Raw genomic sequence first — 13266 nt, 5'->3', positions numbered from 1 at the left:
TATTACTTACTTATTGTAAGTACATACCTTTTGGTAAGTATGAATGCAATCAAATTAACAAGGCCACCTATCATGTCCACAGACACTCCCGGCGCCAGTCTGCGCGCCGCCCTCGCCCGGCAAAACCAGGGAGCGCAACTGCTGGCGGCCGCCTGCCCGTCGCGCGCCGTGCTCAGCCACCTGACCAGCCGCTGGGCCGTGCTGGTGCTGGTATTGCTGCTGAGCGGCACGCGGCGCTTCAGCGAACTGCGCCGCGAAGTGGGCGGCGTCAGCGAAAAAATGCTGGCGCAAACCCTGGAAGCGCTGGCGGGCGACGGCTTCGTGCTGCGCCAGGCCTATCTGGTGATACCGCCCAAGGTGGAATACAGCCTCACGCCGCTGGGACGCGAAGCGGCCGAGCGCCTGGCCGTGCTGGTCGACTGGATCGAGGATAATTACCCGCGCATCGAACAGGCGCGCGCCGAACTCGCGCTGCCGTACGCACAAAACGCGGCGTAACACGGCGCGCAAACACATTGCTTTTGACCATCAAGAATTATCGTTTACTCCTCCTTGCCTTGATGTAATACTAGCCTCACACTACGCGTAAGGACGCGACACCATGAATCAGTTGATTTCTTCCATCGCCGACCGGGCCAACGTGCTACTGGTCAGCAATTCGCCGAACGATGTGCGCGAACTGCTGTATGTGCTGGACCGGCATAACCTGGGTACGGGACTGGCGGGCGATATCGACGAAGGCGTGGAACTGGCGGCCGGCGGCACCGACCTGATCCTGCTTGACGCGGCCTTGGCGGGCACGAATATCGGCGCCACCTGCATGCGCCTGCGCAATGCGGGCGGACGCCACGGCGTGCCCCTGCTACTGATGTCGGCCACCCCCAGCGCCGAAGAACAGGGCCGCAGCGTGGGCGCCGGCGCTTCCGACTACATCAAGATGCCTTTCAATGCGCGCGACGTAGCGGAAAAAATCCTCATGGAACTGGCGCTGCACAAGGCCGAGGCGTCCGCCGCCCGTCCCCGCGCCACGCCCGCCGCGCCGCCGCGCCCCGTGCATCCGCAAACGCTGGAAGTCAATTACCACTCGATCCTGGCCGGTTCGCCCGATGCCGTGCTGCTGTTCGACATCGACAACAACCTGCTGATCGACGCCAACCACCTGGCCGAACAACTGTTCGGCATGCCGCTGGCCGAACTGCTGCAAGGCGGCATGGAGCCGCTGTTTCCCCAGCATCAGGGCGATGGCCGCGCCTCGCCGCAACTGCTGGAAGAAAAGATCCGCGATACCTTGCAAGGCAAGATCGTCGTCTTCCGCGCCAGTTGCTGCCACCGCGACAGCCACCCGATCGCCTGCGAAATCCGGCTGATGCGCCTGTCCGTGCCGGGCCGCCAGCTGGTGCATGCGCGCATCATCGATTTGACCGAACGCAACCTCGCCGAAGCGATGCGCGCGGGCCAGAGCGCCTTGCTGGAAATGGTCGCCAAGGGCGCGCCCCTGATCCCCACCCTGAACCAGTTGCTGCTGCTGATCGAAGGCCAGTCGCGCGGCGTGCTGTGCTCCATCATGCTGCTCGACGACGACGGCATCCACATGCACAGCGCGGCCGGCCCCAGCCTGCCGCCCGAGTACATGGCCCTGCTCGAAGGTGTGGCCATCGGCCCCGGCGTGGGTTCTTGCGGCACGGCCATGTTCCTGCGCGAGCCGGTGGTGGTCAGCGACATCATGCGCGATCCGCTGTGGGCGCCCTACCGCGAGCTGGCCGCCCCGTTCGGCTTGCGCGCCTGCTGGTCGCGCCCCATCTTTGGCCAGGATGGCAGCGTGCTCGGCTCTTTCGCCATGTACTACCGCGAAGTGCGCCAGCCCGATGCGCGCGACCTGGAACTGATCGACACGGCGACCGACCTGGCAGGCATTGCGATTGGCCGCATGCGCCACGAACGCGAGCTGCAGCGCCACCGCACCCACCTGGAAGAGCTGGTGGCCGAACGCACGGCGGCCCTGACGCAGGCCAAGGAACATTCGGAGCAAACCAACCTGGAACTGGCCGCGGCACTGGAAAACCTGTCCATCACGCAAGAAGAACTGGTGCGCCGCGACAAGCTCGCCGCGCTCGGTGCGCTGGTGGCCGGCATCGCGCATGAACTCAATACGCCGATCGGCAACGGCCTGGTGGTGGCCACCACCATGGCCGAGCGCACGCGCGAAATCCAGGCCAGCTTCCTCGATGGCTTGCGCCGCTCCGAACTGGGCGCCTACCTGACCCAGGCCAGCGAAGCGGACGCCATCATGCTGCGCAACCTGCAGCGCGCCGCCGACCTCGTCTCCAGCTTCAAGCAGATCGCCGTCGACCGCGCCAGCTCGCAGCGCCGCCACTTCCTGCTGCGCCAGTTCGTCGCCGAACTGATGCTGCCCATGTCCACGCCGCTCAAGGCCGCCGGCCTGAGCCTGACGCAGGACGTGCCGGACGGCCTGGCCATGGACAGCTATCCTGGTCCGCTGGGGCAGGTGCTGAGCAACCTGCTGGAGAACTGCCTGCGCCATGCCTTCGAGGGCCGCAGCGGCGGCAATATCGCCATCGCCGCGCGCGGCAGCGACGACGGGCAGACGATCACCCTGTCCATCAGCGACACGGGCGTGGGCATCGCCGCCGACGACCTCGTGCATGTCTACGACCCCTTCTTCACGACCAAGCTCGGTTCCGGCGGTTCGGGTTTGGGCCTGCATGTGGCGCACAACATCGTCACGGGCGTGCTGGGCGGCCATATCGATGCCATCAGCCGCACCGGCACTGGCAGCGGCACCACCTTCACCCTGCAGCTGCCCGCCGCCGCGCCGCAATCGCCCGCCCCCTGAATGGCAGGCGCGCTACAATGCCCGCAGACTTTAATTTCGGAGCACCGATGAAATACCTGATCGCCACGGCCCTGCTGGCCGCTTGCGCCTGCGCAATGGCCGGACCGGCACCCTGGTACCAGTGGCGCAGCAAGATCGACGGCACCCTGTCGTGCGCCCAATCGACGCTGGGATTTGGCTGGGAACTGGCCTCGGGACCGTACAAAGATAGCCGTTGCGAAAAACCGGCGCTTGTTAAATAATGGGGCCATGACCACACGGGGCACCGGCTTGAGAGCAAGCGATGGCATTGCGGCGTCGAAAGAGTATGGAACGATAAGAACGTATCTATTCAAACCGAGGAGACCACATGTTTACGAATCCCGAACAATTCGCATCGGCCACCAAGGCCCTGTTTGAATTCCAGCTGATGACCTTCAACACCCTCACCTCCAAGGCCGTGCAAGGCGTGGAACAGGTGCTGGCGCTGAACATGGCCACCGCCAAGTCCGGCATTGAGGATGGCCTTGCCGCCGGCAAGGAAATCAGCCAGGCCAAGGATCCGAAGGCCGCCATGGCCGCCGCCGCCGCCCAGCTGCAACCGGGCGTGGCTGGCGCGAAAGCGTATAAACAGCAACTCGACGACATCATCAAGGAAATCCACACGGAATTCACCACGGCCGCCGAAGCCCACGTGGCCGAAGCGAAAAGCAATTTGAGCGCCCTGATCTACGACGTCACGAAAAACGTGCCGCCAGGCTCGGAAAACGCCGTGGCCATCGTCAAGGCCGCCATCGACAACGCCTTCCTCGGCTACGAACAAGTGACCAAGGCAACCAGGCAAGCCGTGAAAACCGTGGAAGATCAAATTGCCAAGGCCAGCGCGCAAGTGGCGCAGGCCACGGCGGGCGCACAAGCTGCGGCTGAAAAGGCGGCGCCAGCGGCCAAACCGAAGACTGCTAAAAAGTAACAAAACCCAAGAGCAGATACCGGGGTCGTACCCTGCAGGGTACGACCCCAGCTTTTTGCAGGGTTCACCTCACCGGCTTGATCCGGTACACGCACCGCCCCGCCCTCCAGCAGATATTCCCCCGCCAACACCCGCCGAAAGATAGCCAACTCCTAGCTGCAGAAATCCTCGCATGCCTTGGCGCCCACGGCGCCGTCCAGCTGGCGGCGCCAGGCCGCCATGCGCCACGCGGCCCAGGCGGCGGACACGGCGCCCGCGACGAGGATGAGCCGCGTGTCGATCAGGGTCAGCACGGAACCGCTGAGGGCGACGACGATGTTGGCGATGCAAAAGGTGGTAGCCAGTAAACCCATCACGGCGCCCTGCCCGTGCGCGCTGAAGCGCTCGGCGCACCAGCCCTGTATCACCGTGTTGTACAGCGCATTCGGAATGCCAAACAGCACGATGGCGGCGATGCCCACCCAAATATTGCCCAGCGCCAGGATCCCGACGGCCAGCGCCACGCCGCAGGCATACCAGCAGGCGCGCAGCAGCGGCGCATGGCGGCTGGGACCGCCCGCCAGCAGGGACGTGACCGTCATCGTGCCGCACAGACCTACATTCACCCAGGCAATCTCCTGTGCATGGTAATTGGCCGTCTCGACCAGCCACAGCGGATAGAACTCGTAAAAACTGGCCACGCCGCAGGTGAACGCCAGTTGCACGATGAACAGCGTGCGCAGCTCGTCGTGGCGCAGCAAATTGAGCGAATGGCGGTCGCGCGCCACTTGCCACCACGACGTCGTCAGCAGGGACGGTGTTTCGCCCGGCAAGCCCACGGCCACCAGCACGGCGACGAGCATCAGGGCGGCGGCGGCGATCCAGAACGGCACCGTCACACCCCAATGCAGGGTCGCGCCCGCCAGGATCGGGCCCACCAGCCAGCCCAGGTAAAACGCACCATTCAGCCACGACATGGCGCGCAGGCGCAAGGGGCCCGTCAGCTGGTCGGCCAGCATGGCGCGCGCCACGGCGCCGTTCCCTTCCAGCAAACCGGTGATGAAACGGGCGACGATGAACAGCGGGTAAGACTGGATCACCAGCGCCCAGGCCGTGATCGCATGGCCGATGGCGGCGCCCACGGCCGTGCGCATCAGCAAGGGCCGGCGGCCATAACGATCCGACAGCGGCCCCAGCACGGCCGAGCCGATCAGCAAGCCCAGCGGATTGATGGTCAGCGCCAGGCCGAACAGCAATTTCGACGGCAAGCCGAGGAAATTGTTGAAGGCATTCGGCGCCTCGGCCGCGAACAAAGGCGGCAGGATCGGATAGGGCAGCGAGGCGCCGATGGTCGACAGCAGCGCCAGCAAACAGGCGGAGGAAATCAGGATGATGTTTTTCATGCGTACTCAGCAGATTTTAGTCTGGCAAGCATACGTGACCATGCCACCCAAACAAACTTAAATGTTTATGAATGATACCCATCGTTGCTGCCGTGAAGCGTGCCACGCATCGCCTCGGCTATCATTGCCCCATGAATCACGTTTAACAGGGCAAACATGACACTGTCAGAAATTGAACAGCAACACGGCTTTACTTACCCTTCGCTGTACCGCCAGCTGGAGCGCGACGGCATGCTGGCCGTGGGCGAATATGGTCCCGACTGGTACAAGCTGGTCTATCCCACATTAAAGGATAAACCCACCCTGCTGCTGCATGCCGATGATTTCGAATTGCTCAATATCAAGGCCGTTGCCGAAGCAGCGGACACCTTGCGCGACGCGGACGACTACCGGCAGATCGACCCCGCCTTCCGCTTCATCCCGTTCGCGCAAACGGGCGCGGGCGACCATTACTGCTTTTTCGCTTCCAGCCAGCAGGACGGCGAGATGCCCATCGTGCTGCTGTGGCATGACCAGAATGAAGCCCAGTACCTGGCGAAAAACCTGCACGACTTCCTGTTTCACATGTTGTTGAACAGCATGGCCGACCAGGATACCTACAACGAGGTCAGCGACGAGGCATTCAGGGAGCAACTGGCAAAAACCCTGGACACGCATGCGCGCTACCTGACGGCGCGGCAAGCCGAAGTGCTGCAGGCACTGCTGGCCAGGGACATCCTCGATTACGAGGTCATGCTGCCCAAAGGAAGAAAAGAGGCGCACCGTGGCTTGCTCACCGATATGGAACTGGCCAGCCTGCGCGAGGAATGCATTCCTTACGAAAAATTCGACAGCTGCTTCGCCTACAGCACGGCTGGCTGAACATAATTCGCTGGGCAAGGGGCGGCGGAAGGTTTAAACTGTATATAAACACAGTAAAAGCCATCGCCTTGCCACTTGCCCTAATGCCATCCCCATGCTGAGAGTCCTGGAAAATCCCCTGTACTATCTGGACAATTTCCAGGATGTGCTGAGCTGGATAAACACCCGTTACGCCGATCTGCTGAGCGCTGAAGAAACGCAGTTCATCGCCGCATTCGGCGCATTGCCGCAGCCGTCGCGCGCGCTGTTCGTGCGCCTGGTCATGCGCAAAGGCTGCCTGTTTCGCGCCAGCAAGCTCAATTACCCGGAAATCGGCGACACGCGCGCCGCCGCCCTGCCCTTGCTGGACACGGGCTGGGTCGAGGCCGATCCTGCCATCTCGCTCGATGAACTGTTCGAGCAACTGCTGAAAGGGGAAATCGCCCAGGCCTTCGGCCTCGCCGCGCCCCTGAAGGCGGCGCGCAAGGCCGAGCAACTGGAAGCCTTGCGCGAGCAGCATGCGGACAATAAACCGTTTTCCGCCTGGCATCCGGCCTCCGGCGACGTGCTGTACCGCATCGGCCTGCAAGCCCTGTGCGACCGCCTGCGCCTGATTTACTTTGGCAACTATCACCAGGACTGGTCGGAATTCGTGCTGTCCGACCTCGGCGTGTATCAATACGAAAAGGTGGAATTTTCGCCGCAATCGCGCGGCTTTCGCACGCGCCAGGATATCGAGCACTATGAAGTGCTGCACCAGTGCCGCGAACGCTACAACGACAGCGCGTCGGCGGACGAGGTGCTGCAGGAACTGGCCGCGCTCCCCTTGCCCGAGGACAATACCTGGCTGGCCAGCCGGCGCGACAAGCTGCGCTTCCAGATCGCCCAGCACCTGGAGAAATGCCAGGACTGGCCCGCCGCCTATCGCGCCTACGCCGCTTGCCGCTATCCGGGCGCGCGCGGCCGCGCCATCCGCGTGCTGGAAAAAGATGAGGAGCCGCAAGCGGCCTACGAGCGCTTGACGCTCGCGCTGGCCGCGCCGGAAAGCGAGGCGGAACAGCAATTGCTGCTGCGCATGGCACCGCGTTTGCGGCGCAAGCTGGGTCATGCGAAACAAGCGGCCAACGTGGCGGCCGCCGTGGAGCGCATCGACCTGCTGCTGCCGTATCCAGGCGAAGCCTGCTACGTGGAAGGCGTGGTGCAGCAGCACCTGATGCAGGACGACTCTCCCGTGTATTACGTGGAAAACACCCTGATCAACTCGCTGTTCGGCCTGCTGTGCTGGCCCGCCATCTTCAAAGCCATGCCGGGCGCCTTCTTCCACCCGTTTCACCGTGGCCCGGCCGACTTGCACAGCGCCGATTTTTACCAGCGTCGCAGCCTGGACTTTACGTCCTGCCTGGCGCAACTGGACGACGGCAGCTATCAGGCCGCCATCCGCGCCACCTTTGCCGCCAAGCACGGCATCGTCTCGCCCTTCGTCAGCTGGGACGTGCTCAAGGATGGCTTGCTGGACCTGGCGCTGGCCTGCATCCCGGCCGCGCACCTGAAGAAGGCGTTCGAGCGCATCTTGCTCGACATCAAAAGCAACCGCAGCGGCTTTCCCGACCTGATCCAGTTCTGGCCGGCGGAAAGGCGCTACCGCATGATCGAAGTCAAGGGTCCGGGCGACCGCCTGCAAGACAACCAGCTGCGCTGGATCGCGTATTGCGCCGAGCACGCCATGCCCGTCAGCGTGTGCTACCTGCAATGGCAGGCGGCAGCATGAGCCGCAACAGCTACACGATCGCCGTGCGCGCCCTGTGCGAATTCACGGCCAAGGTGGGCGACCTGGACTTGCGTTTCACACCGTCCCCCACGGCGCAGGAAGGCATGGCCGGCCACGCCGCCGTGACGAGCCGGCGCGATGACGATTACCAGCGCGAAATCAGCCTGTGCGGCGACTTCGGTCCCCTGCACGTGCGCGGCCGCGCCGATGGCTACGATCCGGCGCGACGCCAGCTGGAAGAAATCAAGACCTACCGGGGCGAGCTGGACGCCATGCCCGCCAACCACCGCCAGTTGCACTGGGCGCAGGCGCGCATCTACGGCCATTTGCTGTGCCGGCAGCTGAACTTGCCCATGCTGCGCGTGGCGCTCGTGTATTTCGACATCGTGAGCCAGAAGGAAACGATCATGCACGAGGAATGCACGGCCGAGGCGCTGCGTACTTTCTTCGAGCAGCATTGCGCGCTGTTCCTCGACTGGGCCGAACAGGAAATGGCGCACCGCGCCAGCCGCGACGCGCAACTGGCGACCATGGCCTTTCCGCATGCCGACTTTCGCCCGGGCCAGCGCCAGCTGGCAGAAGCCATGTACAAGGCCAGCAGCCGCGGCTGCGGCTTGCTGGCGCAGGCGCCGACCGGTATCGGCAAGACGGTGGGCAGCCTGTTCCCTATGCTCAAAGCGACGGCCGCGCATGGCCTCGATAAACTGTTTTTCCTGGCCGCCAAGGTGCCGGGCCGGCAAATGGCGCTCGACGCCTGCGCCATCCTCAAGGATAGCGCCCCGCTGCTACCGCTGCGCGTGCTGGAACTGAGCGCCAAGAGCAGCGCCTGCGAACATCCCGACAAAGCCTGCCATGGCGAATCGTGCCCGCTGGCCAAGGGTTTTTACGACCGCTTGCCGCTGGCGCGTGAGGTGGCGCTGGCCAGCGGTTTGATTTTGGATAAGGAAGCCGTGCGCGCCATCGCCTTGCAGCAGGGTATCTGTCCCTACTACCTGGGCATGGAGCTGGCGCGCTGGAGCGACGTCGTCATCGGCGACTACAATTATTATTTCGACCTCAGTGCCATGCTGTACGGCATGACCCTGGCCCACGACTGGAAAGTCAATGTGCTGGTCGACGAAGCGCACAATATGGTGTCGCGCGCGCGCAGCATGTATTCGGCCGAACTGGCGCAGATCGACCTCAAAATGCTGCGCAAGTTCGCGCCCGAGGGCTTGAAAAAGCCGCTGGACCGCCTCTCGCGCCAGTGGACGGCTTTACTGAAAGAGCAGGATGGCGACTACCACGTGCATGCCGCCTTGCCCGACAAATTCTTTGGCGCGCTGCAAGGCGTGGCGACGGCCATCGGCGATTACGCGGCCGAGCACGCGGCGGCGCTCGATGAAGACTTGCAGCGCTTCTATTTCGACGTGCTGCTGATCAACCGCCTGGCGGAAAGCTTCGGCGCGCATTCGCTGTTCGACGTCAGTAAAACGGACACGGGCTCCACCGTCTGCATCCGCAACATCGTCCCGGCGCCGTTCTTGAAAGAACGCTTCGCGGCCAGCCACAGCACGGCCCTGTTTTCCGCCACATTGAGTCCGTGGAATTACTACAGCGACACCCTGGGCATGCCGGAGGGCACGGCCTGGGTCGACGTGGAATCGCCGTTCCAGGCGGAACAACTGTCCGTGCGCGTGGCCGACACCATTTCCACGCGCTACCAGCACCGCGCCGCCTCGCTGCTGCCCATTGCCCAGCTGATGGCGAAGCAATACGCGGAAACGCCGGGCAATTACCTGGCCTTCTTCAGCAGTTTTGATTACATGGAAAAGACGGCCACGCTGTTTGCCCAGCATTACCCGGACGTGCCCCTCTGGCAGCAGCCGCGCCGCATGGACGATGCTGCCCGCGCGCAATTCCTGGGCCGTTTCGGCCTGAACACGCGCGGCATCGGCTTTGCCGTGCTCGGTGGCGCGTTTGGCGAAGGCATCGACTTGCCCGGCGCGCGCCTGATCGGCGCCTTCATCGCCACCCTGGGTTTGCCGCAGATCAATCCTGTCAACGAGCAGATCCGCCAGCGCATGGGCGAGCTCTTCGGTTCCGGCTACGACTACACGTATCTGTATCCGGGCATGCAAAAAGTGGTGCAGGCGGCCGGCAGGGTCATCCGCACGCAGTCGGACAAGGGCGTCGTGTACCTGATCGACGACCGTTTTTCACGGCCGGAAATCCGCCAGCTCTTGCCCACCTGGTGGGATGTGCAGCTGGCCAGCTAGCCAACCAGCAATTTGAGCTTCTGGTAGCCCGCCTTGCTCACGGGGATCCGCGTGTCATCGCGCAAGATGGCCACGTGGCTGTCTTTCGTCGCCGCCTCGATGCGGCGGATGCCGTCGATATTGAGCAGATACGACCTGTGCACGCGCAGGAACTTGGCGGGGTCGAGCTGGGTTTCCAACTCCGACAGTCTCTGGCTTTTCAGGTAGGACTTGCCCTCGGAGCGGATGCTGATGTAATCGTCCTGCGCTTCGATGTAGTCGATGCGCGCGCTGGCGATCACGTGAACTTTCGCGCCGTCGCGGATCAGCACGCGGGCCAAAGGTGCCGCGCGCGTGGCCGCCTCGCGCGCCAGCGTTTGCACAGCCTCGGGCGTGCCGCGGCTGGCGCGCGCATGGGCCAGCGCCTGGTCGAAGCGCTGTTCGCTGAATGGTTTCAACAGGTAATCGAGGGCATGGCATTCGAACGCCTTCAGGGCGTACTGGTCGTAGGCGGTGACAAAGATCAGCTTTGTCTTCGCGCCGATCAATTCGGCCACTTCAAAGCCGTCCAGGCGCGGCATCTGGATATCGAGGAAGACCAGCTCCGGCTCCAGTTCCGCGATGGCCTTGACGGCATCAAAACCGTTGGCACAATCGGCCACGATGTCGATATCGTCATGGCGGGCCAGGTATTCGCGCAGCACGCTGCGCGCCAGCGCTTCATCGTCGACGATGGCGACCCGCATTCTTGCCTGCATCATGCTTCCTCCGTGTCGCCGGTCTGCGCCGGCATGGAAATCATCACTTCGAACTGGCCGTCGCGCCAGCCCCAGTGCACGCCCGCTTCGTGGCCATACGCGCCGGCCAGGCGCTGGCGCACATTCTCCAGGCCCACACCATTGCCGCGCTCTGGCCATTGATCCGCATCCACCGGGTTGCGCACGGCAATCTGCAGCAGGCTGCCCGCGCGCCGCACCTCGATGGCGATCAGGCCACCCTCCGTCAAGCCGCAGATGCCGTGCTTGACGGCATTTTCCACCAGCGGCTGTATCAGCATGGGCGGCAACAGACACGCCAGCGCGGCGGCGTCGATGGCTTCCGCCACTTGCAGGCGTGCGCCGAAACGCACTTGCTCGATGGCGAGAAAGTGGCGGATCAGCACCAGTTCCTCTTGCACGGTGATGTGCTTGTGCGCTTCCAGGCTCAGGCTCTGGCGAAAGAAGCTGGCCAGTTGCAGCGTCATCTGGCGCGCCCCCGCCGCATCGATAGACGTCAGGGCGCTGATGGAGTTCAGGCTGTTGAACAGGAAATGCGGATCGATCTGCGTGCGCAGCATGCGCAATTGCGCTTCCTGCGCCATCAATTGCGCTTCCAGTCCCCGCTGTTCGGCCATCCTGGCGCGCACGAATTCCAGCAACAGGTAATGCACGGCGGCGGCCAGGCAATACAGCAGCGCGCCCAGACCGAAGAACAGGGCCAGCATCGACTGTGTCAGGTCCACGCCCAGCCAGTGCTGCTCCAGCAACAGGCTGACGCTGTTCAAAAATTGCAGCAGGGTGGCCCACAGCAAGCCCGCGAACAGGGCCGCCACGCTCATCACGCTGGCGATGGCGAGCGGATGGCGGGCGTGCAAGGGGTAGGCGCGGCACAGGTAAAACGCGGAAAAACCCGAACCGATCGCATACACGAGCGTGGCGGGCACCACCAGCACGACGGCGTTGAGCCACGGCGCATGCGCCACCCTGGCCAAAATAAAAGCCAGGGCCAGGCCCAGCGCGATGCACACCAGGAACACCACCACGGCGCCGCGCCGCTTCGACAAGGGTCCGGACATGCGCGCCTAGTTGCGGATTTCCAGGCCGCCCATGATGGCGTAACCCGTCACGTACAGACGCTTGTTCTGGTTCGGCGGCACGATGGTCTTTTCTTCGAAACCGCCAAGGATGGGCGTGCCCTGGAGCACGACGCTCCAGTCGGGCGGAATCTTGATGGTGACGCCGCCGCACAGGGCGAACACGTTGAGCACGGCTTCGCCTTCGATCGACGCCTGGCGCAAGTCGATTTCACAGCCGGCCATGATGACATTGATATCGCCGCCCTTGAAGCGCTGCGACGACACGCGCCGCACATAGCCGCCGAGGATGGCCGTCACTTCGATGATGCTGTCGTCGTCCGCCTGGTCACTGGCGCCGGGCGCTGCAGTGGCATCGGCCGCATCCTTGTCGAGGGAAACGGCGCCATTGCGGGCCTGGCCAAAATGGTCGGCATCGTCAGGGGGAGCAGCCTGGCGCTGGCGTCGTTGCCGCTGCTGCCCGCCCGGCAGCGATTTCGACACGACGGCCACGCCGGCGGCAATGATGAGCAGCGGCCACAGCATGCTCCAATTGATATAGAACAAGCCCATGGCTTTCAGGGTCCAGCTCAGGCCCAGCAAGACCATCACGCCGCCGAGGATGTAGCCGGAGCGGGTATGGCTTTGCGATATTTTCAGCAAGCCGAAAATGATGAGGATGGTGGGCCAGAAGCGGAAGGTATAGCGCACATTGATGAAGCCGAGGTTATCGAGCAGGAACAACAGCCCCAGGCCGATGACGATGACGCCCAGCACGATCTGCGATGGCGAGTGCAGCGGCGGTCTATTTTTCATGCTCGGACTCCCGGTAGGCAATAAAGTGTTTGTTCAACAGCGGTTCCAGCACGAGGCCCACGCCCCAGGCGATCAGCAAGGCTGGCCAGCTATTGTAGAAATTCAAGTTCCACAGTTCTTCATACGACACATACCACCAGGCGGCAAAAAAGATCAGCCACAGGCCACTGAGCACCTGCTTGGCGGACACGGGCGTGAGCAGCTTGTTGAGGCCGAAGACGACCAGTATCAGCGGCCAATAATGCCATAGAGCATAGTAGTCATGGAGATAGATCACATCGAGCCGGTCCAGCAGGATGATGGCGCCGATGGCGATCAGCAGCACGCCCCACAGCAGCTGGGTACGGCGGTAGTACGCTGGTTCAGGTTTCACGATACCCCCTTGGTCTTGGTTGATCGTCAAGATACGCGCATTTCGGCGATGGGAAAACCTCGTTTCGGCGAATGGCGGACAGGTGGCGGTGAATGGCACGGCGCAGGGAACGACAGGCAAAAAAAAGACCGGCTAAGCCGGCCTTGAAGGGGTTCGCAGTACACACCACGACCTGGAGTTGCAGTGCACAGCCGCGTGGCGCAGGGCGCAAACGCG

At 63.3% G+C, this 13266-nt stretch carries 12 protein-coding genes; 7 read left to right on the top strand and 5 right to left on the bottom strand.

Features of this window, described 5'->3' with window-relative positions; translation table 11 throughout:
* The first annotated feature begins 72 nt into the window (after positions 1 to 72).
* The 4 genes from K0F86_RS13400 to phaP all read left to right on the top strand — a co-directional run bounded on the left by K0F86_RS13400 (position 73) and on the right by phaP (position 3803).
* Positions 73 to 498 carry a helix-turn-helix domain-containing protein gene (locus K0F86_RS13400; RefSeq protein ID WP_219134829.1) on the top strand — a complete coding sequence of 142 codons (426 nt, stop codon included), beginning with the start codon at positions 73 to 75 and terminating at the stop codon, positions 496 to 498.
* A 103-nt stretch (positions 499 to 601) separates the two neighbouring features.
* Positions 602 to 2854, top strand: a complete 2253-nt coding sequence (locus K0F86_RS13395; RefSeq protein ID WP_219134828.1) for an ATP-binding protein — start codon at positions 602 to 604, stop codon at positions 2852 to 2854.
* 47 nt (positions 2855 to 2901) lie between these two features.
* Positions 2902 to 3096, top strand: coding sequence for a hypothetical protein (locus K0F86_RS13390; RefSeq protein ID WP_219134827.1), 195 nt, complete (start codon positions 2902 to 2904; stop codon positions 3094 to 3096).
* Between the two features lie 107 nt (positions 3097 to 3203).
* On the top strand, positions 3204 to 3803 hold the full coding sequence (gene phaP, locus K0F86_RS13385) for a TIGR01841 family phasin (protein ID WP_219134826.1): 600 nt from the start codon (positions 3204 to 3206) through the stop codon (positions 3801 to 3803).
* A 152-nt stretch (positions 3804 to 3955) separates the two neighbouring features.
* On the opposite strand, the gene K0F86_RS13380 is transcribed toward phaP, so the two are convergent.
* Positions 3956 to 5185, bottom strand: coding sequence for an MFS transporter (locus K0F86_RS13380; protein ID WP_219134825.1), 1230 nt, complete (start codon positions 5183 to 5185; stop codon positions 3956 to 3958).
* Positions 5186 to 5341: 156 nt separating this feature from the next.
* Between K0F86_RS13380 and K0F86_RS13375 the strand changes: the two genes are divergently transcribed.
* The 3 genes from K0F86_RS13375 (at position 5342) to K0F86_RS13365 (ending at position 10051) form a co-directional block, all read left to right on the top strand.
* Positions 5342 to 6046 (top strand): SMI1/KNR4 family protein, encoded by a 705-nt coding sequence (locus tag K0F86_RS13375; RefSeq protein ID WP_219134824.1) that lies wholly within the window; start codon positions 5342 to 5344, stop codon positions 6044 to 6046.
* Between the two features lie 94 nt (positions 6047 to 6140).
* Positions 6141 to 7793, top strand: coding sequence for a VRR-NUC domain-containing protein (locus K0F86_RS13370; protein WP_219134823.1), 1653 nt, complete (start codon positions 6141 to 6143; stop codon positions 7791 to 7793).
* The gene (locus tag K0F86_RS13365; protein WP_219134822.1) at positions 7790 to 10051 is read left to right on the top strand and encodes an ATP-dependent DNA helicase; all 2262 of its coding nucleotides are present in this window, start codon (positions 7790 to 7792) and stop codon (positions 10049 to 10051) included. The genes K0F86_RS13370 and K0F86_RS13365 overlap by 4 nt, the downstream gene beginning before the upstream one ends.
* On the opposite strand, the gene K0F86_RS13360 is transcribed toward K0F86_RS13365, so the two are convergent.
* The 4 genes from K0F86_RS13360 to K0F86_RS13345 are packed head-to-tail and all read right to left on the bottom strand — an operon-like array spanning position 10048 to position 13050.
* Positions 10048 to 10776, bottom strand: a complete 729-nt coding sequence (locus K0F86_RS13360) for a LytTR family DNA-binding domain-containing protein (RefSeq protein ID WP_219134913.1) — start codon at positions 10774 to 10776, stop codon at positions 10048 to 10050. The two genes, K0F86_RS13365 and K0F86_RS13360, sit on opposite strands and share 4 nt — an antisense overlap.
* 11 nt (positions 10777 to 10787) lie before the next feature.
* Positions 10788 to 11864 (bottom strand): sensor histidine kinase, encoded by a 1077-nt coding sequence (locus K0F86_RS13355; protein ID WP_219134821.1) that lies wholly within the window; start codon positions 11862 to 11864, stop codon positions 10788 to 10790.
* Positions 11865 to 11870: 6 nt separating this feature from the next.
* Positions 11871 to 12677, bottom strand: coding sequence for a LiaI-LiaF-like domain-containing protein (locus K0F86_RS13350; protein WP_219134820.1), 807 nt, complete (start codon positions 12675 to 12677; stop codon positions 11871 to 11873).
* A complete protein-coding gene (locus tag K0F86_RS13345; RefSeq protein ID WP_257572150.1) occupies positions 12667 to 13050 on the bottom strand; it encodes a LiaI-LiaF-like domain-containing protein in 384 nt (127 codons plus the stop codon). The genes K0F86_RS13350 and K0F86_RS13345 overlap by 11 nt, the downstream gene beginning before the upstream one ends.
* Between the last annotated feature and the right edge of the window lie 216 nt (positions 13051 to 13266).

Source organism: Janthinobacterium sp. UMAB-60 (genome assembly GCF_900095235.1).
Classification (GTDB): domain Bacteria; phylum Pseudomonadota; class Gammaproteobacteria; order Burkholderiales; family Burkholderiaceae_D; genus Janthinobacterium.
Note: the sequence above shows the minus strand (reverse complement) of the source record. Positions and strands in the feature narration are given on the sequence as shown.

Excerpts from the sequence above, each read along its gene's own strand:
- K0F86_RS13400 (WP_219134829.1), top strand. The coding sequence starts at position 73 with ATGTCCACAGACACTCCCGGCGCCAGTCTGCGCGCCGCCCTCGCCCGG.
- K0F86_RS13395 (WP_219134828.1), top strand. The coding sequence starts at position 602 with ATGAATCAGTTGATTTCTTCCATCGCCGACCGGGCCAACGTGCTACTG.
- K0F86_RS13390 (WP_219134827.1), top strand. The coding sequence starts at position 2,902 with ATGAAATACCTGATCGCCACGGCCCTGCTGGCCGCTTGCGCCTGCGCA.
- phaP (WP_219134826.1), top strand. The coding sequence starts at position 3,204 with ATGTTTACGAATCCCGAACAATTCGCATCGGCCACCAAGGCCCTGTTT.
- K0F86_RS13380 (WP_219134825.1), bottom strand. The coding sequence starts at position 5,185 with ATGAAAAACATCATCCTGATTTCCTCCGCCTGTTTGCTGGCGCTGCTG.
- K0F86_RS13375 (WP_219134824.1), top strand. The coding sequence starts at position 5,342 with ATGACACTGTCAGAAATTGAACAGCAACACGGCTTTACTTACCCTTCG.
- K0F86_RS13370 (WP_219134823.1), top strand. The coding sequence starts at position 6,141 with ATGCTGAGAGTCCTGGAAAATCCCCTGTACTATCTGGACAATTTCCAG.
- K0F86_RS13365 (WP_219134822.1), top strand. The coding sequence starts at position 7,790 with ATGAGCCGCAACAGCTACACGATCGCCGTGCGCGCCCTGTGCGAATTC.
- K0F86_RS13360 (WP_219134913.1), bottom strand. The coding sequence starts at position 10,776 with ATGCGGGTCGCCATCGTCGACGATGAAGCGCTGGCGCGCAGCGTGCTG.
- K0F86_RS13355 (WP_219134821.1), bottom strand. The coding sequence starts at position 11,864 with ATGTCCGGACCCTTGTCGAAGCGGCGCGGCGCCGTGGTGGTGTTCCTG.
- K0F86_RS13350 (WP_219134820.1), bottom strand. The coding sequence starts at position 12,677 with ATGAAAAATAGACCGCCGCTGCACTCGCCATCGCAGATCGTGCTGGGC.